The organism is Plantibacter sp. PA-3-X8 (assembly GCF_003856975.1).
GTDB classification, from domain to species: domain Bacteria; phylum Actinomycetota; class Actinomycetes; order Actinomycetales; family Microbacteriaceae; genus Plantibacter; species Plantibacter auratus.
Genome location: NZ_CP033107.1, coordinates 2,644,470 through 2,663,788 on the forward strand (window position 1 = coordinate 2,644,470; position 19,319 = coordinate 2,663,788).

The 19,319-nt window shown below is 69.0% G+C and carries 20 protein-coding genes and 1 tRNA gene; 14 read left to right on the forward strand and 7 right to left on the reverse strand.

What is annotated here, in order from left to right:
• Positions 1-2 precede the first annotated feature (2 nt).
• The gene (ndk, locus tag EAO79_RS12535) at positions 3-419 is read left to right on the forward strand and encodes a nucleoside-diphosphate kinase (RefSeq protein WP_079705723.1); all 417 of its coding nucleotides are present in this window, start codon (positions 3-5) and stop codon (positions 417-419) included.
• 88 nt (positions 420-507) lie between these two features.
• Here ndk and EAO79_RS12540 read toward each other — a convergent pair whose 3' ends face one another.
• On the reverse strand, positions 508-1,107 hold the full coding sequence (locus EAO79_RS12540; protein ID WP_064295599.1) for a vitamin K epoxide reductase family protein: 600 nt from the start codon (positions 1,105-1,107) through the stop codon (positions 508-510).
• 312 nt (positions 1,108-1,419) lie between these two features.
• On the opposite strand from EAO79_RS12540, the gene EAO79_RS12545 reads away from it, so the two are divergent.
• Positions 1,420-3,834 (forward strand): Rne/Rng family ribonuclease, encoded by a 2,415-nt coding sequence (locus tag EAO79_RS12545; RefSeq protein ID WP_241160871.1) that lies wholly within the window; start codon positions 1,420-1,422, stop codon positions 3,832-3,834.
• A 10-nt stretch (positions 3,835-3,844) separates the two neighbouring features.
• On the opposite strand, the gene EAO79_RS12550 is transcribed toward EAO79_RS12545, so the two are convergent.
• Complete coding sequence (locus EAO79_RS12550) at positions 3,845-4,135, reverse strand: DUF4031 domain-containing protein (protein ID WP_064295598.1); 291 nt, start codon at positions 4,133-4,135, stop codon at positions 3,845-3,847.
• A gap of 335 nt (positions 4,136-4,470) precedes the next feature.
• Between EAO79_RS12550 and rplU the strand changes: the two genes are divergently transcribed.
• The 10 genes from rplU (at position 4,471) to EAO79_RS12600 (ending at position 11,599) form a co-directional block, all read left to right on the forward strand.
• Positions 4,471-4,779 carry a 50S ribosomal protein L21 gene (gene rplU, locus EAO79_RS12555; RefSeq protein ID WP_079002324.1) on the forward strand — a complete coding sequence of 103 codons (309 nt, stop codon included), beginning with the start codon at positions 4,471-4,473 and terminating at the stop codon, positions 4,777-4,779.
• A 20-nt stretch (positions 4,780-4,799) separates the two neighbouring features.
• Positions 4,800-5,057 carry a 50S ribosomal protein L27 gene (gene rpmA, locus EAO79_RS12560; protein ID WP_056006626.1) on the forward strand — a complete coding sequence of 86 codons (258 nt, stop codon included), beginning with the start codon at positions 4,800-4,802 and terminating at the stop codon, positions 5,055-5,057.
• Between the two features lie 91 nt (positions 5,058-5,148).
• On the forward strand, positions 5,149-6,723 hold the full coding sequence (obgE, locus tag EAO79_RS12565) for a GTPase ObgE (RefSeq protein WP_124769189.1): 1,575 nt from the start codon (positions 5,149-5,151) through the stop codon (positions 6,721-6,723).
• Positions 6,720-7,499: a glutamate 5-kinase gene (gene proB / locus EAO79_RS12570; protein WP_124769190.1), complete on the forward strand. Its 780-nt coding sequence runs from the start codon at positions 6,720-6,722 to the stop codon at positions 7,497-7,499. The genes obgE and proB overlap by 4 nt, the downstream gene beginning before the upstream one ends.
• 42 nt (positions 7,500-7,541) lie before the next feature.
• The gene (locus EAO79_RS12575) at positions 7,542-8,810 is read left to right on the forward strand and encodes a glutamate-5-semialdehyde dehydrogenase (RefSeq protein WP_124769191.1); all 1,269 of its coding nucleotides are present in this window, start codon (positions 7,542-7,544) and stop codon (positions 8,808-8,810) included.
• Positions 8,811-8,859: 49 nt separating this feature from the next.
• Complete coding sequence (locus EAO79_RS12580) at positions 8,860-9,069, forward strand: hypothetical protein (protein WP_124769192.1); 210 nt, start codon at positions 8,860-8,862, stop codon at positions 9,067-9,069.
• On the forward strand, positions 9,020-9,697 hold the full coding sequence (gene nadD / locus EAO79_RS12585) for a nicotinate-nucleotide adenylyltransferase (protein ID WP_079705729.1): 678 nt from the start codon (positions 9,020-9,022) through the stop codon (positions 9,695-9,697). The genes EAO79_RS12580 and nadD overlap by 50 nt, the downstream gene beginning before the upstream one ends.
• Positions 9,694-10,986 carry a hypothetical protein gene (locus tag EAO79_RS12590; protein WP_124769193.1) on the forward strand — a complete coding sequence of 431 codons (1,293 nt, stop codon included), beginning with the start codon at positions 9,694-9,696 and terminating at the stop codon, positions 10,984-10,986. The genes nadD and EAO79_RS12590 overlap by 4 nt, the downstream gene beginning before the upstream one ends.
• A 55-nt stretch (positions 10,987-11,041) precedes the next feature.
• Positions 11,042-11,419 carry a ribosome silencing factor gene (gene rsfS / locus EAO79_RS12595; protein ID WP_079002329.1) on the forward strand — a complete coding sequence of 126 codons (378 nt, stop codon included), beginning with the start codon at positions 11,042-11,044 and terminating at the stop codon, positions 11,417-11,419.
• Between the two features lie 107 nt (positions 11,420-11,526).
• Positions 11,527-11,599: transfer RNA gene (locus tag EAO79_RS12600), tRNA-Ala, on the forward strand.
• Positions 11,600-11,685: 86 nt separating this feature from the next.
• On the opposite strand, the gene EAO79_RS12605 is transcribed toward EAO79_RS12600, so the two are convergent.
• Complete coding sequence (locus EAO79_RS12605; protein ID WP_124769194.1) at positions 11,686-12,513, reverse strand: aldo/keto reductase; 828 nt, start codon at positions 12,511-12,513, stop codon at positions 11,686-11,688.
• 162 nt (positions 12,514-12,675) lie between these two features.
• Between EAO79_RS12605 and EAO79_RS12610 the strand changes: the two genes are divergently transcribed.
• A complete protein-coding gene (locus tag EAO79_RS12610) occupies positions 12,676-14,166 on the forward strand; it encodes a DHA2 family efflux MFS transporter permease subunit (RefSeq protein ID WP_124769195.1) in 1,491 nt (496 codons plus the stop codon).
• Between the two features lie 21 nt (positions 14,167-14,187).
• Here the strand turns inward: EAO79_RS12610 and EAO79_RS12615 are convergent, their stop codons facing one another.
• Genes EAO79_RS12615 through EAO79_RS12625 form a run of 3 tightly spaced genes read right to left on the reverse strand, consistent with a single transcriptional unit; the run spans position 14,188 to position 17,185 of the window.
• On the reverse strand, positions 14,188-15,345 hold the full coding sequence (locus EAO79_RS12615) for an NAD(P)/FAD-dependent oxidoreductase (RefSeq protein ID WP_124769196.1): 1,158 nt from the start codon (positions 15,343-15,345) through the stop codon (positions 14,188-14,190).
• Positions 15,342-16,058 (reverse strand): class I SAM-dependent methyltransferase, encoded by a 717-nt coding sequence (locus EAO79_RS12620; RefSeq protein WP_124769197.1) that lies wholly within the window; start codon positions 16,056-16,058, stop codon positions 15,342-15,344. The genes EAO79_RS12615 and EAO79_RS12620 overlap by 4 nt, the downstream gene beginning before the upstream one ends.
• Positions 16,058-17,185, reverse strand: a complete 1,128-nt coding sequence (locus EAO79_RS12625) for a type III polyketide synthase (protein ID WP_124769198.1) — start codon at positions 17,183-17,185, stop codon at positions 16,058-16,060. The genes EAO79_RS12620 and EAO79_RS12625 overlap by 1 nt, the downstream gene beginning before the upstream one ends.
• Positions 17,186-17,240: 55 nt before the next feature.
• Between EAO79_RS12625 and EAO79_RS12630 the strand changes: the two genes are divergently transcribed.
• The gene (locus tag EAO79_RS12630; RefSeq protein ID WP_124770165.1) at positions 17,241-18,098 is read left to right on the forward strand and encodes a UbiA family prenyltransferase; all 858 of its coding nucleotides are present in this window, start codon (positions 17,241-17,243) and stop codon (positions 18,096-18,098) included.
• 9 nt (positions 18,099-18,107) lie between these two features.
• Here EAO79_RS12630 and EAO79_RS12635 read toward each other — a convergent pair whose 3' ends face one another.
• The gene (locus EAO79_RS12635; RefSeq protein ID WP_085510704.1) at positions 18,108-19,277 is read right to left on the reverse strand and encodes a lytic transglycosylase domain-containing protein; all 1,170 of its coding nucleotides are present in this window, start codon (positions 19,275-19,277) and stop codon (positions 18,108-18,110) included.
• Between the last annotated feature and the right edge of the window lie 42 nt (positions 19,278-19,319).

The window sequence follows — 19,319 nt, forward strand, 5'->3', positions numbered from 1 at the left end:
CCGTGGCTGTTGAAGAAACCCTGGTACTCGTGAAGCCTGACGGCGTCGCACGCAACCTGACCGGCGAGATCCTCCGTCGGATCGAGGCGAAGGGCTATTCGCTCGTGGACCTGCGCATGGTCGAGCCGGACCGCGAGCTGCTGGCCGCCCACTACGCCGAGCACGAGGGCAAGCCGTTCTACGAACCCCTCGTCGAGTTCATGCTGAGCGGTCCCGTCGTCGCGATCCGCGTCGCCGGCAACCGCGTCATCGAAGGCTTCCGCTCGCTCGCCGGCACGACCGACCCGACCACCGCCGCGCCCGGGACCATCCGCGGCGACTTCGGCCGCGACTGGGGACTCAAGGTCCAGCAGAACCTCGTCCACGGTTCGGACAGCGCCGAGTCCGCCTCCCGCGAGCTCGCGCTCTGGTTCGCCTGACGCCCCGACTCCGCACGACGAAGCCCGCCTCCGATTCCGGGGGCGGGCTTCGTCGTACGCGTCCGGCGGCCGTTCGGGCCGCCACCGGCTACAGGTAGGACAGGACGTCGAGGCGGAGCTGGGCGATGACCGCCACCACGAGGTAGCACCCGAGCGTCACCACCACGATCCAGGAGGACACGACCCCGGCGACGCGGCGGACGGCGGGGGACGCCGGGATGATGCCGTTCCGCAGGGTGAACGCGGTCACCGCGATGAACGAGGGGATCGTCACCGACCAGGTGACCATGCACCACGGGCACAGCGTGCCGAGGACGAAGATGCTCTGCGAGATCAGCCAGATGACAAATCCCAGGGCGCCGAGGAACCCGATGTTGAAGGCGATCCAGAACCACCGCGCGAACTGCGCTCCGGCGAGGACCGCGACGCCGACGGCGATCGGGGCGATCCAGGCGGCGAGGCCGATGATCGGGTTCGGGAATCCGAGGATGGCACCCTGCCAGGAGTTCAGGTTGACCCCGCACTGCACGAGGATGCTCAGATTGCAGCCGAGCTGGGCGTTCGGATCCTGCAGGAGCTGGAACTTGTCGAGGGTGAGCGCGAACGCCGCGATCCACCCGATGACACCTGCGACGATGAGGAAGATGGCGAGGCCCCTGGGGCGCGCGTCGATGACCGGAGTTGACACGCCCTGATTCTCGCACGCTGGACTGAACGGCGGCGGGACATGCCCGGGTGGTCCGTACTCAGGACCGTCGGCCCTGTTCGTGCGATAATCGTGGGGTGGTGCCCGAGCCGCGCTCGACCGCACGACACAACAGGCTTGTTGGGCAATGAGAGCCCAGGACCCGCCGGCACGTGCCGGCACGATCGTGAGAGCTCCGAGAGCCAGCGATCACACAGGATTTGCGAACGGCTGCACCCGCGGCCGCACGCACGAGACGAAGAACCGGAGGGTGGCGCGGCCACCGACCCGGCATAGGGGAGTACACCAGGAATGGTGAAAGAGCACACCGAGGATCCGGCCACGCCGGGGACCGAGCACGAACCGACCGACCAGCACCTCACGACGCCCGAGACGGCGGACGAGTCGACCAGCACCGAGACGGACGCCCAGGCGGCCGGGCCCGACGAGCAGTCTGCACCTGCCGCACCGGTGCGTCCACCGACCACCATGCTGCTGTTCCAGGCGCCGGACCTGCCGCCGATCGTCCACCGCGACGACGAACCGCTCGAGGCGGAGCTCAGCTCGTCGAGGCGTCGCACGCGTCGTCGTGCCGGCGAGGACGGACCGGAGCAGGGCGAGCGGGGTGGCGAATCACGCCCCGACACCCGCAACGTGGTCAAGGTCCGCACGCCGCGCGAGCCGGAACTCATCACCGAACCGCAGAAGGTGCGCGGCTCGACGAGGCTCGAGGCCAAGAAGCAGCGTCGCCGTGACGGACGCGACGCCGGTCGTCGTCGTCCGGTCGTCACCGAGGCCGAGTTCCTCGCCCGCCGCGAATCGGTCGACCGTGTCATGGTCGTCCGCTCCAAGAACGGCAAGACGCAGATCGGCGTGCTGGAGGACGGCGTGCTCGTGGAGCACTACGTCGCCAGGAGCCAGGAGGCGTCGCTCATCGGCAACGTCTACCTCGGCCGTGTGCAGAACGTCCTGCCCAGCATGGAGGCGGCGTTCGTCGACATCGGTCGCGGACGCAACGCGGTGCTCTACTCCGGCGAGGTCGACTGGGACTCCGTGGAGACGGGCAACCAGCCTCGCCGGATCGAGCTCGCGCTCAAGGGCGGCGACAAGGTCCTCGTCCAGGTCACGAAGGACCCGGTCGGACACAAGGGCGCGCGCCTGACGAGTCAGGTCTCGCTCCCCGGTCGGTACCTCGTCTACGTGCCGAACGGCTCGATGAACGGCATCTCGCGCAAGCTGCCCGACACGGAGCGCGCCCGCCTGAAGAAGATCCTCAAGGAGGTGCTCCCGGAGAACGTCGGCGTCATCGTCCGCACGGCCGCCGAGGGCGCGACCGAGGAGCAGCTCACGCTCGACGTCACGCGGCTGAAGTCGCAGTGGTCGGAGATCTCCCGTCAGATCGAGACGGTCCAGTCGCCGGCACTGCTGCACAGTGAGCCCGACCTGCTCATCAAGATCATCCGCGACGTCTTCAACGAGGACTTCCACAAGCTCGTCATCCAGGGCTCGGACGCGCTGCAGGACATCCAGAGCTACCTGCGCGGTGTCGCCCCCGACCTGCTCGAGCGCGTCGAGCCGTATGACGGCACGGGCGACTCCTTCGTCGACTACCGCATCGCCGAGCAGATCGAGAAGGCGCTCGACCGCAAGGTCTGGCTGCCGTCCGGCGGATCCCTCGTGATCGACCGCACCGAGGCCATGACGGTCGTCGACGTCAACACGGGGAAGTTCGTCGGTTCCGGCGGCAACCTCGAGGAGACGGTCACCAAGAACAACCTCGAGGCCGCTGAGGAGGTCGTGCGTCAGCTGCGGCTGCGCGACATCGGCGGGATCATCGTCGTCGACTTCATCGACATGGTGCTCGAGTCGAACCGCGACCTCGTGCTGCGCCGCCTCGTGGAGTGCCTCAGCCGCGACCGCACGAAGCACCAGGTCGCCGAGGTCACCTCGCTCGGTCTCGTGCAGATGACGCGTAAGAAGCTCGGCCTCGGCCTGCTCGAGACGTTCAGCGAGCCCTGCGAAGTCTGCGCCGGACGCGGCGTGGTCGTGCACCACGACCCCGTCGTGAAGCACCGCCAGACGCCGCAGCCGGAGCAGCAGCGTCGGCGCGGCAAGGGCGGGTCCCAGGGCGGCCAGCCGTCCTCGAACGGCCAGAGCGCCCAGCAGAAGCCGGCCGGACAGACGCACGGGATCACCGACGACGCGAAGAACGCACTCGCCCTGATCGCGGCGCGCACGCTGCACCACGAGGAGCTCGCCGCCGCCGAGGCCGTGGCCGACGCCGTCGTGGCCGAGGCGCAGCACACGCAGTCGCAGCACTCGGAGGCGCAGGGTTCCGAGGAGCCGGTCGCGGACGAGTCCACGACGTCACCGGAGGATCAGTCCGGGTCGCACGACGGTCGTCGGAGCCGGCGCGAGAAGCGCGAACCGCGCCGTCGCGGCGGTGACGGGTCCCGCCGGGGTGCTTCGGAGGAACGCCCCACCGAGGCGCCGAGCGAATCCGCCGCCCCGGCGCTGGCCTTGCTCGACCTGCCGATCGCACCGGTCGCCGACAAGCCACGTCGCGCAGCCGTCGCGGACCCCGAGCACCTGCTCGAGTCCGTCCTCGACGCGCTCCCCGAGCCGAAGCAGCCGGGTCAGGGTCGCGGCCGCAGCCGCCGGGTGTCGACAGCTTCACTCGCGGGCGGACAGGCCGTCGGTTCGGACCGCGCGCAGCGTCAGGCCGAATAGTCCGGTCGCATCAGGACGGCGCGTCTCCTCGGGAGGCGCGCCGTTCGCGTGCGGTGATGCGCAAGCCGCTGGCGATGAGTCGACGGACGAGTTCGCCGCCGGTCACCGCGACGGCGCCGGCCGCCACGAGCGACGCATGGCGCTCGGCGGGGACGTCGTAATGGTCGAGGTCGAACGATCGCGGCGGAAGCCCGGTGCGTCCGGCGAAGGCGTGCAACTCCTCCAGGGAGCTGTCGCTCACCACGTGGGACCAGAGCGTGCCGTGCGCCGGCCACAGCGGGGGATCGATGAGCACCGTCATGCCTCCATCCAACCATCGAGCCTCTCGCGCGATTCCCATCCGTGGTCGGACGCGCCGGGCACCCGGCCGGCGTTCAGGAGCCCCCGGGGTACACTGGTCGAGTGCGTCCGGTGTGGGAGCCGTGAGGAACAGCCTCGGTCACGAGGTTCTGTGCCCACTGGTTTGACCTGGACTGCACGATGAAGTAAACTCGACCGTTGGTGTGCATTGAGTTTTCAATGCCACGCCCAACGGTTTTCTGCCATCAAGGTGTCCCACGTGTTCGAGCCTTTCCGAGCAGTAACTTCCAGCAACAGTCAGTCGGAGCGTTTCGCTCCCCAAAGAACGGGTACGTAGTGGTTTACGCAGTTGTGCGCGCCGGAGGACGGCAGGAGAAGGTCGAGATCGGAACCATCGTCACGATGGACCGGGTCAAGGCCGACAAGGATGGCAACATCGAGCTTCCCGCGGTGCTCCACGTCGACGGTGAGAAGATCATCTCCGACGCGAAGTCGCTCGCGAAGATCACGGTGACGGCCGAGGTGCTCGAGAACCTCCGCGGTCCGAAGATCATCATCCAGAAGTTCAAGAACAAGACCGGTTACAAGAAGCGTCAGGGGCACCGTCAGGAGCTCACGCGCGTCAAGATCACCGGCATCAAGTAAGGCATCGAGGAGAAGAAGAGATGGCACACAAGAAGGGTGCGAGTTCCACTCGCAACGGTCGTGACTCCAACGCACAGCGTCTCGGTGTGAAGCGCTTCGGCGGCCAGGTCGTCCTCGCGGGCGAGATCCTCGTCCGTCAGCGCGGCACGCACTTCCACCCCGGCGCCAACGTCGGTCGTGGCGGCGACGACACGCTGTTCGCCCTCGAGGCCGGCTCCGTGCAGTTCGGCAACAAGGGCGGCCGCAAGGTCGTCAACATCGTCGCTGCTGCAGAGTAGCAACAACGTCTTTCCAGCAGGGGGCGGGCTTCGGCCCGCCCCCTGCTGTCGTACAACCGAGTTCCACGATCCAGAGAGGGGCTGAGCGTCCATGGTCACATTCGTCGACCGGGTCACACTGCACCTGCGAGCGGGCGGCGGCGGCAACGGCTGCGTCTCCGTGAAGCGCGAGAAGTTCAAGCCGCTGGCCGGCCCCGATGGCGGCAACGGCGGACACGGTGGTGACATCGTGCTCGTGTCCGATCCTCAGATCACGACGCTGCTCGGCTACCACCGGTCACCGCACCGGAGCTCCGACACCGGTGGCTTCGGCATGGGCGACCACCGCAACGGGTTCCAGGGCGAGACGCTCATCCTGCCGGTCCCGGTCGGGACGGTCGTCAAGGACGTCGACGGCGTCGAACTCGTCGACTTCGTCGAGCCCGGCATGGAGTTCGTCGTCGCCCCCGGCGGCCAGGGCGGCCTCGGGAACGCGGCACTCTCCTCGACCAAGCGCAAGGCCCCCGGGTTCGCGCTGCTCGGCACACCCGGCTGGGAAGGCGACGTCCTCCTCGAGCTGAAGACCGTCGCCGACGTCGCGCTCGTCGGGTACCCCTCCGCAGGCAAGTCCAGCCTCATCGCGGCGATGTCCGCGGCGAAGCCCAAGATCGCGGACTATCCGTTCACCACGCTCCACCCGAACCTCGGCGTCGTCGAGGCCGGCGAGGTCCGCTACACCATGGCGGACGTCCCCGGACTCATCGAGGGTGCCAGTGAGGGCAAGGGCCTCGGTCTTGAGTTCCTGCGTCACGTCGAGCGCTGCTCTGCGCTCCTGCACGTGCTCGACTGCGCGACGCTCGAACCGGGACGCGACCCGATCAGCGACCTCGACATCATCCTGGCCGAGCTCGCCGCCTACCCGGTGCCCGAGGGACAGACGCCGCTGGTCGAGCGCCCGCAGCTCATCGCCCTCAACAAGATCGACGTCCCGGAGGCGAGGGAGCTCGCCGAGTTCCTGCGTCCCGACCTCGAGGCGCGCGGCTACAAGGTCTTCGAGATCTCGACGGTCTCGCGCGAAGGCCTTCGACAGCTCTCGTTCGCGTTGAGCGAGCTTGTCGAGGAGAGCCGCGCCCGCGCAGCCCTCGAGGCCGCCAAGCCCCGGATCGTGCTGCGCCCGAAGCCCGTCGACGACTCCAAGTTCACCGTCACGGTCGAGGGTGGCACCTACGGCAACCTCTACCGCATCCTCGGCGCGAAGCCGGAACGATGGGTGCAGCAGACGGACTTCAACAACGAGGAGGCCGTCGGGTTCCTCGCGGACCGCCTGGCGAAGCTCGGCGTCGAAGAGGCGCTCTTCAAGGCCGGTGCCGTCGCCGGCGCGACCGTGATGATCGGTGCGGGTGGCGGTGTGGTCTTCGACTGGGAGCCCACACTCACGAGCACCGCGGAACTGCTGACGCAGCCGCGTGGAACGGACCCGCGTCTCGACGCGAGCCACCGCCCGACGCGCAACCAGCGTCGCGACGAGTACTTCGAGCGCATGGACGCCAAGGCCGAGGCCCGTGCCGAGCTGCTCCGCGAACGTGCGGCCGGCCTCTGGAACGACGACGAGGGCTTCGAGGTCGGCTCCGTGCCGGCCGACGCACAGCAGGACGAGGGTGTCACGACGGAGGGCGACGACCGGTGACCATCCACCAGCGCAGTGGCATCCCCACGGCGCGACGCATCGTCGTGAAGGTCGGGTCCTCCTCGATCAGTGGCGACAACGCGGGGCAGATCACGGCGTTGGTCGAGGCTCTGGCCGAGGCGCACGCCCGAGGCACCGAGGTCATCCTCGTGTCCTCGGGCGCCATCGCGACCGGGATGCCCTACCTCCGCCTCGACGCCCGTCCGAGCGACCTGGCGACGCAGCAGGCGGCTGCAGCCGTCGGGCAGAACGTGCTGATCTACCGGTACCAGGACAGCCTCGACCGGTTCGGTATCGTCGCGGGCCAGGTGCTACTCACCGCGGGCGACCTCGAGAACCCCAGTCACCGCAGTAACGCCCAGCGGGCGATGGAACGCCTCCTCGGGTTGCGCATCCTGCCGATCGTGAACGAGAACGACACCGTCGCGACGCATGAGATCCGGTTCGGCGACAACGACCGCCTTGCCGCCCTCGTGTCGGTCCTCGTCGCGGCCGACGTCCTCGTCCTCCTGAGTGACGTCGACGCGCTGTACACCCGCCCTCCGCACGAAGCGGGTGCCGAGCGGATCGAGGAGGTCCCGTTCGGAGATACCCTCTCTGGCGTCACGTTCGGCGACATCGGCTCCGCGGGCGTCGGCACCGGGGGAGCGGGCACGAAGGTGTCGGCCGCCCGGTTGGCCGCCGAGGCGGGAACCTCCGTCCTCGTGACGTCGACGACGAACGTCGCGTCCGCCCTCCGCGGTGAGCATCTCGGCACCTGGTTCCAACCGGCGTGACGCGGAGAGCGTCCACCAGACGCCGCTGAGTAGAATCGACGCATGTCGTCGCCAACCACCACCGTGCTGCCGCTCGCGGATCGTCTCACCGCTGCGAAGCGTGCCTCCCGGGTCCTCGCCCAGGCGACCACCACGCAGAAGAACCGGGCCCTCGAGGCCATCGCCGTCGCGATCGTCGAGGGCGCGGATGCGGTCATCGCCGCCAACGAGCGCGACCTCGTCGCGGGACGTGAGCAGGGCATCAGTGTCGGCCTGCAAGACCGTCTCCGCCTCGACCGGGGCCGCATCGACGGGCTCGCGGTGGCGGTCCGCGACGTCATCGCGATCGTCGATCCGGTCGGCCAGGTGGTCCGCGGGAGCAATACTCCGGACGGGGTGAAGCTCGAACAGGTACGCGTCCCGTTCGGCGTGGTCGGCGCGATCTACGAGGCGCGCCCGAACGTGACGGTCGACATCGCCGCCCTCGCGATCAAGAGCGGCAACGCCGTGGTGCTCCGCGGCGGGTCAGCGGCGGAACACTCGAACGCGGTCCTCGTGGGGCTGCTGCGATCGGCACTCGAGTCCGTCGGCCTTCCCGGGGACGCGGTACAGACCATCGACGAGTTCGGTCGCGACGGTGCGAAGCAGCTCATGAACGCCAGAGGCCTGATCGACGTCCTCATCCCGAGGGGGAGCGCGTCACTCATCGAGACGGTCGTCCGGGAGTCGACGGTCCCCGTGATCGAGACCGGCGCAGGCGTCGTCCACGTGTTCCTCGACGAGAGTGCCGAACTCGACTGGGCCGTCGACATCGTGCGCAACGCCAAGGTGCAGCGCCCATCGGTCTGCAACGCGCTCGAGACGATCCTCGTCCACCGCGGTGCGGCCGCGCGCCTGCTGCCCGCCGTGCTCGGCGACCTGCGCGAGCACGGGGTGCTCATCCACGCCGACGCACGTGCCAGCGAGTTCTTCGCCGACGTCGTGCCCGCCGTGGAGGAGGACTGGTCCACCGAACACATGTCGCTCGAGCTCTCGGTGCGCGTGGTCGACGACCTCGACGCCGCGCTCGAGCACATCGACCGATACTCCACCGGACACACCGACGCGATCATCACGAACGACGTGGTGAACGCCGACCGGTTCCTCGCCGAGGTCGATTCGGCCGTCGTCATGGTCAACGCCTCGACCCGCTTCACCGACGGCGCCGAGTTCGGATTCGGCGCCGAGGTCGGCATCTCGACGCAGAAGCTCCATGCCCGGGGACCGATGGGACTGCCGGAACTCACGAGTACGAAGTGGCTCGTGCGTGGTTCGGGCCACACCCGTCGGTAGTCGCTAGACTGGTACGGGCGTCACGAGGCGTCGCACAGAAGGAGAGATCATGTCGATTGCCGCGTCCGTCTTGGCCACCGCCGTCCTGGCTGAATCGGAGCACGCCGTCGAACTCGCCGCACCGACCTGGGTGTTCGGCGCGGTCGCCCTCGTGCTGTTCGCCATCCTCGGTGCCGTGACCTTCAGCTACCGCGACGTCGCCAACCGCCATGCCGACAAGGGCGAGTCGGCCGCCGCTCACGGCGAGCACGGCCACTAAGCTGTCCGGCGTGAGCGCGCCCGTCACCGAGACGACCACCCGTCGTCCTCGGATCGGGGTCATGGGCGGGACGTTCGACCCGATCCACCACGGGCACCTCGTCGCCGCCTCGGAAGTCGCGCAGCACTTCGATCTCGATGAGGTCGTCTTCGTCCCGACCGGCATGCCGTACCGGAAGTCGGGCGTGAGCGACAGCGAGCACCGCTACCTCATGACCGTGATCGCCACCGCAGCGAACCCCCGCTTCACCGTCAGCCGGGTCGACATCGACCGAGCCGGACCGACGTACACGATCGACACGCTGCGCGATCTGCGCCGCAAACGTCCCGATGCCGAGCTGTTCTTCATCACGGGTGCCGACGCGATCGCCCAGATCCTCAGTTGGAAAGACGTCAGAGAGGTCTGGGACCTCGCTCACTTCGTCGCTGTGAGTAGACCGGGACACGATTTGAACGTTTCCGGATTACCACAGCACGACGTAAGCTTGTTGGAAGTTCCGGCCCTAGCGATATCGTCGACGGATTGCCGGAGCCGGGTGAGCAAAGGCTTTCCGGTCTGGTATCTGGTTCCCGACGGTGTCGTGCAGTACATCACCAAGCACCACCTGTATCGGAGTGAAGCCACATGACCGCGTTGCCAGAGGATGCGCCCCTGACCAGGCGACAGGCTCGAGCGAGCCAGCAGCCGTCGACGTCCGCTGACGAAACGACGCCGGACGCTGCTGCGCCACGGACACGACGCGCGTCGACATCCGAACCCGTCGCCGGGGGAGCGATCCCCGAGCAGGCCACGTCGCGCGACGAGAGTGCTCCAACGCCTTCGTCCACGTCACCCGCGCCGTCGTCGAGCGCTCAGGCATCCGGTGCACCTGCTCCGGCTCCGACCGGTGGACTCACGCGCCGTCAGTTGCGAGAACTCGAGCGCACCGGCTCGATCGAGCAGGTGGGCTCCCCGGCAGCGCCGGTCGCTCCTCCGGTCGAGCAGCCGGTCCCTTCGGTCGCCCTGCCGCCGCGGACGCCAGACCAGGTGGTCGCTCCGCCCCAGAAGCAGAACAAGGCGGCCCGTCAGCAGGCCGCGAAGCTCGCGCAGCAGGAAGCGGACGCCAAGGCTGCCGCTGCAGCTGAGCAGGAACGTCGCGAAGCCGAGGCCACCAAGCAGGCCGAGCAGCGCCAGGCCGCGGAGCGCAAGGCGGAAGAACAGCAGGCCGCCGAGCGCAAGGCCGCTGAACGCAAGGCGGCCGAACGCAAGGACGCTGAGCGGGCCGCCGCCGACGAGCGCGCAGCCAAGGCCCGGTCCGCTGAGGCGCCGACGCCTTCCGTCACCCCCGCCGCTGCGGCGTCCGCGGCCCCCGGTTCACTCTTCGACGTCTCGGACCGCGACGACATCTCCGAGGACCCCGCGTCGACCCTGTCGAAGGGGTTCGGGCGCGACTCCATGCTCGTGGCGGCGCTCGAAGCCGAGAAGGCTTCGCAGGCCGACAACGAGGTCGCGTTCGAAGACCTCCTCGGAAGCGGCATGACGAGCACGGGGCAGATCACCACGAGCTCGCTCATCATCCCCGTCGCTCCCTCGCAGGCTGAGGCGGGCGCCACATCCAACTCCACGGGCGAGATCCTCATCACCGGAACCATCGATCTGCCCCGCGGACTGGGTTCCGCCGGTCAAGACCCGAACCATTTCGACGGTGCAGGGATCGACCGACTCATCGAGGGCGACGAGCTGCCGGCGTCGGTCACTGCAGCGTCCCCGGTCGCGGCAAGCCGCGCGGTCAGTAGCCACGGTTCCACCCGCGACGTCGTCCCGGCCACCACCAACCAGAGCAACAAGCTGCTGATGACGCTCGCGATCGCCGCCGCAGTGCTCGCCGCCGGCGTGATCGCGGTGCTCATCATCGGTTTCTTCGGCGGAGCGTTCTAGCCCTGCCGACATTCATCCGATCGCGCACCATGCGATCGCCAGAGGAGTACACCACATGACCCTGTCCGACACCACACTGGACGCCGTCCAGCTCGCAGCGACCGCAGCCGAGTCCAAAGGCGGCGAGGATCTCGTCGCGCTCGATGTCTCCGGTCCGTTGCCGTTCGTCGACGCCTTCCTCCTCGTCACCGGTCGGAGTGAGCGCAACGTCGTCGCCATCGCCGGCGAGGTCGAAGACCGCCTGAACGCGAGCGGCGTGAAGACGCTGCGACGCGAAGGCAAGTCCGAGGGGCGGTGGATCCTGCTCGACTTCGGCGAGGTCGTCGTCCACGTCTTCCACGAGGAGGAGCGGATGTACTACTCGCTGGAGCGTCTGTGGAAGGACTGCCCGGTGATTCCGCTGGTCTCGTCCGCACCGCAGCCCGCGAACTGACCATCCCGTCGGTGCCGAGCACCGAAAGTGGTCACAACCGCTCTCAAGATGTAGTAACCTATTCAAGTTGCTTCCGCTGAAACAGCAGGGGCAAGCAAGTTGAATACGGGTCTGTGGCGCAGCTGGTAGCGCACCTGCATGGCATGCAGGGGGTCAGGGGTTCGAGTCCCCTCAGATCCACCCGAACACCGAGAAGTCCCCGTCAGCCGAACAGCTGACGGGGACTTCTGCGTTGTTGAGACTCTAGGTTGGGCGAGGCCGTGAGGTCAGTTCACCTCGTCGGGGTGGCTGCCGACGCGCTTGCCCGAGTCGAGGGCGTCGACGGACGCGATCTCGTCGGCGGAGAGATCGAAGCCGAAGACGTCGAAGTTCTGGGCGATGCGCTCGCGCGAGTTCGACTTCGGGAAGACGATGAGCCCGTTCTGCAGGTGCCACCGGATGACGACCTGCGCCGGAGTGACGCCGTGCGCCTCGGCTGCAGCGGAGACGGCCTGCTCGCCGAAGAGGTCGTACTTGCCCTGACCGAGCGGGCCCCAGGACTCGATGTGGATGCCGTGCTCGGCACCGAAGGCACGCAGCTCGCGCTGGGCGAACGCCGGGTGGAGTTCGATCTGGTTGACCGCAGGGACCGTCTCGGAACCCGCGATCAGCTTCTCGAGGTGCTCGACCTGGTGGTTCGACACGCCGATCGAACGCGCCTTGCCGGCCGCCTTGATCTCCTCGAGGGCGAGCCACGCTTCGAGGTAGTCGTCCTTGGCCGGGGTCGGCCAGTGGGTCAGATACAGGTCGACGTGGTCGAGCCCGAGCTTGTCGAGGCTCTCGTCGATGGCGGTGTGCGCGGACGCCTTCTGGTGGCGGTCGTTCCAGAGCTTCGTGGTGATGAAGAGTTCGTCGCGGGGGATGCCCGACTTCGCGATGGCGGCGCCGACGCCCTCCTCGTTCTTGTAGATGGCAGCGGTGTCGATGTGGCGGTAGCCGACCTCGAGCGCGTCCGAGACGATGCGCTCAGCCTCCTGCGGGTCGACGAGGAAGACGCCGAAGCCGAGCTGAGGGATGGTGTGGCCGTCGTTCAGGGTGATGGTGGGAACTGTCATGTCCTCATGCTGGCACCGGAACCGTCCGTCCGGAACGGGTCTTCGCCCTGCGCGTAACCGGTCGACACGCATGGGAATACCCGCGGCGACACGGCGCTTGTCTTTCGAGAGGGCAGGCGTCTGCCCGTACGACGGCCGAGGCCTGAGAAGGATGACACCGCTATGACGACTGAAACCGTGCCGAATCCGACCGGTTCCGTCCCGACGACCGGGAAGCCCTCGGACGACCGCCTTCCACCCGGGTCCAAGCTCCTGATCGGGCTGCTCCTGGTGTCGGCGTTCGTCGTCATCCTCAACGAGACGATCATGAGCGTCGCCCTACCGCGGCTCATGGAGGACCTCGACATCACGGCGAGTTCCGCGCAGTGGCTGACCACCGGTTTCATGCTCACCATGGCCGTCGTGATCCCCGCGACCGGGTTCCTCCTGGACCGGTTCTCCCTCCGGACGATGTTCATCACCGCGATGGTGCTGTTCAGCCTCGGCACGCTCATCGCCGCGCTGTCCCCGGGATTCGGCACCCTCCTGCTCGGTCGTGTCGTTCAGGCCAGCGGCACCGCCATCATGATGCCGCTGCTCATGACGACCGTGCTCAACGTCGTGCCGGTCTCGGCACGTGGCCGGACGATGGGTGCGATCTCGATCGTCATCTCGGTCGCGCCGGCCGTCGGGCCGACCGTCTCCGGGCTCATCCTCAGCGTGCTCGACTGGCGCTGGATGTTCTGGATCGTCCTCCCCATCGCCGTCGCCTCGCTGGTGCTCGGCGCTGTCCTCGTGCGGAACGTGACCGAGCCGCGTAGGGTCCGCTTCGACGTGCTGTCGCTCGTCCTCTCCGCCTTCGCGTTCGGTGGCCTCATCTTCGGTCTCAGCAGTATCGGCGAGTCCGCCGAGGGACACGCGCTCATGCCCGTCTGGATCCCGCTCGCGGTAGGCGTCCTGGCCCTCCTGGGGTTCGTCCTCCGGCAGCGCGGGCTGGCGCGCGACGATCGAGCGTTCATGGACCTGCGCACGTTCGCGAACCGTTCGTTCACCGTCTCGATCATCCTCGTGGCCATCGTGATGATGGCGTTGTTCGGCTCGCTGATCATCCTGCCGATCTACCTGCAGACCGTCCTCCAGGTCGACACCCTGACCACGGGCCTCATGCTGCTGCCGGGCGGCCTGACGATGGCCGCTCTGGCGCCGCTGGTCGGGTCGCTGTTCGACCGGTTCGGTCCGCGTCCGCTGGTGATCCCCGGGGCCTTCGCCGTGAGTGCTGCGCTCTGGCTGCTGACGATGCTCGGCGTCGACAGCGCCATCGTCATGATCATCGCCGTGCACGTGCTGCTGAGCGCCGGTCTCGCGTTCATGTTCACACCGCTCCTCACCTCGGCGCTCGGTTCACTGCGGCCCGAGCTCTACCCGCACGGCAGCGCCATCGTCGGCACGGTCCAGCAACTGGCCGGTGCAGCGGGGACGGCGTTGTTCATCACCATGATGTCGACCACCGCGGCGGCTCGTGCGGCGGTCGGGAGTTCCGCGGTCGACGCGACGGCAGCCGGCGTGCAGGCTGCGTTCATGTGCGGCGCCGTGCTCTCGCTGCTCGCGATCGGTGCGTCGTTCCTCATCCGGCGGACGGACCAGGCTGCGGCGGGCGTGCACGTCGGTCACTGAGACGCACGGCCTCGGACGGCGTCAGCGCAGCCAGCGCATCGTGTAGGCGTCGGCGAGGATCGGCATCGCGGGACCGTTGAGCGCGGTTCGCAGCGCGAGGTCCCGGATCCCGACGAGCGGGCCCGGCAACGGACGCCCCAAGCGCATGTTGAGCTCCGCCTGCCATGAGGCCCGACGGATCGCGCGCTGTTGGCGGGAGACGGCCGCGGCCACGTCGCGCTGTGTCGAGAGATGCCCGGTGGTCATGCGGGCGATCAGTGGCGCGAAGACCCGTGCGTCGGACCAGCCGAGGTTCATGCCCTGGCCGCCGATCGGGCTGATCTCGTGGGCGGCGTCGCCCAGATAGACGACCCGACCGTCGACGACGCGCTTCCGTCGTCGACGAAGCACGCCGAACGCGCTGAGCATGGTGTTCGTCGCCGGATCGACGTCGTCGCCGGTCCGGTCGGCGACGAGGGCCGCGAGGTCGGACGCGGTGGGTTCCGGGCGGGCGGCATCCTGATCGTCCGAGTACCCGGTGTGCACGACGTATCGTCGCATGCCATGGGGGAGCGGGAAGGACTCCACGACCCCTCGGTGGTGCAGGTGCACCCTGGCGATGGAACCTGCCCCACTCCGATCCGCGACGTCGCCCATGAGGTACCGGTCCCGGTATCGATGCAGGGGGCCTGGAGCCTGCATCCCGTCGACGGTGGCGCGTCCTCCTGCTGCGACGACCACGACGGCTGCGCGGGTGCTCACCGTTCCATCGGCGTCATTGCCGGACACGAGGACGCCGTCCTCGGCCGGCGTCAACCGCGTACAGCTCGTCCCCGTCCGGAGCGATCCCGGCGCGACGGCTTCGAGTCGAGCACGGAGGATCCGTTCGGTCCGCCATTGCTCGAGCGCGGCGACGTAGGGGTGCGGGACGGGCCGATCACGGAACACGACCGCCCCGAGGCGTCGTCCGGCGTTCCAGGCTTCGCCCTGGTCGATCCGGACCGCGTCGCGGCGGATCTCGTCGAGGACACCGAGATGCTCGAACAGGTCGAGCGACGGCGGGTGGATCCCGATCGCCCGGGTGCCGGAGGGGGAGCCCAGCCGTCGCTCCCAGACGGTCACGTCGACGCCGGCCTGAGCGAGCAGGATCGCCGACACGAGGCCGACCGGTCCGCCACCGATGACGAGCACCTCGGTCATCGTGGGCCGTCCGCTGCCGACGAGACGGTCTGCGAGAGCAGGAGTCGCATGGGGAAGCTGCGCTCGACGGTCCAGTCGTCGGGCACGACGCGCTGCAGCTCCTCCTGGCGATAGCTGCGACGGATCGAGCGGAGCCCGTCGACGTGCAGGAAGGAACGCCTTCGTCCTGCACGGGTGGCGAGCCCGTAGACCGCGTACGCGAGTCGGTTGCGCTCGAGGTCGCTGTGCAGGACGAGTCGTCTGGCGATCCGTGAACTGTCGGCGAGCAGGCTCGACAGGCCCGCGGGATCGAGGTGGTGGAGCACGTGGTTGGACAGGACGATGTCGGCCTCCTCGCCAGCGGCGACGAGGTCACTGCTGTGCGCCGGACGGAAGGCGACGGGGCCATCCGGGTACCGGCGACGGGCGAAGGCCACGGACCGCTCGTCGGGATCGATCCCGACCACCTGCACGGGGAGGTGGTCGGCGTGCGCCCAGTCGGCGATGGCCACGGCGACATCGCCACCACCGAAGCCGATGTCGAGGATCGTCGTGGTCCGGGACGGGTGGAGGAGTGGACGGATGCGCGACCGGTACAGACCACGCCAGCCCGAGACGAGCCGGTTCACCGTCGCGAACCTGGCGTAGGTGGCGTCCAGCAGCGCGGGATCGCAGTCGGGATCGTCCATCAGTTCGAGGAGATCCGTCGCACGGCGGCCGAGGTCGGGCAGCATCAGGCTCGGCCGGCCCGGAGCCGGAGCAGCGCGCTCTCGATCGTCAGTCCCGGACCGAAGGCGAGGGCGCACACCCGTTCATCGGCATCGGTCGGCGCGCCGTCGAGCAGGCGCTGGAGGATGAAGAGCACGGTCGCGCTCGACATGTTGCCGTACTCGCGGAGCACCGTGCGCGACGGAGCCAGCAGTTCGTCGTCGAGCCCGAATCCGCGCTGGACCCGGTCGAGGATGCTCCGGCCACCGGGATGGATCGCCCACCGGTCGATCGATGAGACCGGGGCGTCGTCGGCTGCGGCGAGGAGTGGGCGGAGGGCGATCTCGAGGTGCTCGCCGATCAGCTTGGGCACCGCGCCGCTCAGGACCATCTCGAACCCGTGATCGCCGATCGTCCAGGCCATCTCCGTCTCGCCGTCCGGCACGAGCGCGGTGGACCAGCCGTCGAACTCGAGCGCGGGCGCGGAGGATCCGGTGTCCCGACCGGTCACGACGGCGGCCGCAGCACCGTCGGCGAACACCGAGGAACCGAGGATCACGTCGGGGTCGTCGGAGGAACGGAGGTGGATGGAGCAGAGCTCGATGCAGACCACGAGGACGACGGCGTCGGGGTCGGCTGTACAGAACGCCTCTGCGGCGCGAAGGGCGGGGAACGCGGCGAAACACCCCTGGAACCCCAGGTGGTAGCGCTCCGTGCCCGGGTCCAGCCCGAGGTCGCGCACGAGGAGGTATTCCGGGCCGGGCGCGAAGAACCCGGTGCAGGACGCGGTCACGACGTGGGTGACGTCCGCCGCCGACAGGCCGGGGGCGGCGTCCAGTGCCCGCCGTGCGGCCTCGAGGAGCAGCGGGGGAGCGTGCTCGATGTAGGCGTCGTTCCGCACGCCGGTGGGCGGGGAGAGCACCTGCCGCTGCGCCGCGTCGTAGAAGGCGGCCGTGGTCGTCTCGACCTCATGGTCGAAGGCGTCGATGACGGTGTGCCTGGTGTCGATCGCGGACGCGTCGAAGGCGGCGCCGATGAGACGCTGGGCGAGCCGGGTCCGCCCGGGTTGGTCGCGGAACACATCCCTGATCTCGTCTTGATGGAGGATGGTCTGAGGAACGGCCACGCCGATCGCCCTCACGGAGACGGTCATGCTCCAGTGTACCGCCGTGGCTCGGGCTTCACCCTAAGCTGAGGCGGTGTTCTCCATGGTCCGTCGTCTGTTCGCGTCCTCGCATCCCGGGCCGACCGTCGCGGTGACCGTTCTCGCGGTCGTGCTCGGATCGGCCGTCGGCCTGCCACCCCTCCGGACGGCCCTGCTCGGCGTGGTGGTGTTCGTCGGGCAACTCTCGATCGGCTGGTCCAACGACTGGCTCGACGCCAGGCGGGATCGTCGCTCGGGACGACAGGACAAGCCGGTCGCGCGCGGCGACCTCAGCGTCTCGGCAGTCCGGGCGGCGGCGCTGCTGGCCGGTGCGGCGAGCATTCCGCTCTCGGCATCACTCGGCTGGGCGTCGGCGGCCTCGCACCTGCTGTTCCTCGTCTGCGGATGGGCCTACAACCTGGGTCTCAAGGCGACGGCCTGGTCGGTCGTCCCGTTCATCGTGGGGTTCGGCGCACTGCCCGCCGTGGTCACCTTCGCTGCCGTCCCGCCGATCGTGCCGGCCGCGTGGACGCTCGCCGTCGGTGGTCTGTTCGGTGTGGCGATCCACTTCACGAACGCCCTGCCCGATCTCGAGGACGACCTGCGGACCGGCGTCCGTGGTCTGCCGCACCGGCTCGGCGCGCGGACCGCCGGTCGGACGGCCTTCGTCGCCCTCGGCGTCTCAGGCGTGGTCGCCGTCCTCGGACAGAGTGGGATCTTCGTCGGCAGGCCGACCGCACCGCCGATCGTCGGGGTGCTGGGCGCCGTCGGTGTCCTCGCGCTCGTCGTATGGGGGCTCGTGCTCGTCGGAACCCGAGCGCCGGACCGTCTGCTGTTCCGGCTCATCATCGGGGCCGCCCTGCTCGTCACCGTGGTGCTGGCGGTGGCCGGGACGAATCTCGGTGCGGCCGAGGCCGGTTGAGACGGGGCGTCAGTACCAGTTGGTCGCTTCCGAGTGCGCCCACGCGCCGCAGGGGGAGCCGTACCGGCTGTCGATGTAGTTCAGGCCCCAGTTGATCTGCGTCGCCGCATTGGTGCGCCAGTCGTCGCCGGAGCTGGCCATCTTGCTCCCGGGCAGGGACTGCGGGATGCCGTAGGCGCCGCTGGACTCGTTGTAGGCGTTGACGCGCCAGCTCGACTCCCGGGTCCAGAGCTGCAGCAGGCACTGGAATTCTCCGCTGCCCCAGCCGTAGGCGCCGATGGCGGACTGCGCGTACGCCTTCGCGCCCGCCGGGTCGGCTGCGAGGTCCGGTGGCGGCGCGCTCGTGGATCCCTCGCCACCGGTGGCCTCGTTGCGTCGCTGCTCTTCTGCGGCGATCGCCTCCTGGCTCTGCGCGTAGGCCTGTTCGACCGCCGCGGTGGTGTTCTTGAGGACGGCGAGCTGCTGGTACAACCGGTCGCGGTTGGCCTGCTGCTCGGCGACCGCCGCATCGGCGGCGTCGCTCGCAGACTGCGCCGTCTCGTAGCTGGCGTCCGCCGCCTCCGAGAGTCGCTGACGTTCGGTCTCGGCCGCAGTCGCCTGCTCGGCGAGCGCGGTCGCCGTGTTGCTCGCGGCGGTCGCGGACGCGAGGTCTTGAGCCGAGGTCTCGCTCAGCTTGCTGATCGCGCTGAGCTTGGAGAGGAGGTCGTCGTCGGCCGCGCCGGAGAGGACGAGGGAGAGCGTCGGGTCGACACCGCCGGTGCGGGTCATCTGGGCGATGACCGCTCCGGCCTGACGCTTGCTCGATGCCGCTGCCGAAGCTGCTGCGGTCGCCTGCGCACTGATCGTGTCGGCGACGGCGGCCTGCGCGTCGAACGCCGCCTTGGCCTCACCTGCCGCCGCACCCTGGCGGACGGCTTCATCGCCGAGCCGGGCGGATTCGTCGCGCAGTCCGTCGAGGAGGGACACGATCCGGTCGGCTTCGGCCTGCGCGGTCGATTCGTTCGCCTTGGCCGCCTGGACGTCGTCCCAGCTCGGGTAGTCGGCGGTCCGGAACGAGGTGGGGGTCACGGCGGCCGCCGGGCTTGCGACCGACACCGCGATGACGAGCGCGGCGCCGAGGGCGGCGGCTCGCGAGACGCCCCTCGAGCGGGGCGAGAGGGCTGTCAGCGGCTTGCGCATGCGTCCATCCTGGCGGTCACCCACGCAAGTGTAGCCGCCGAT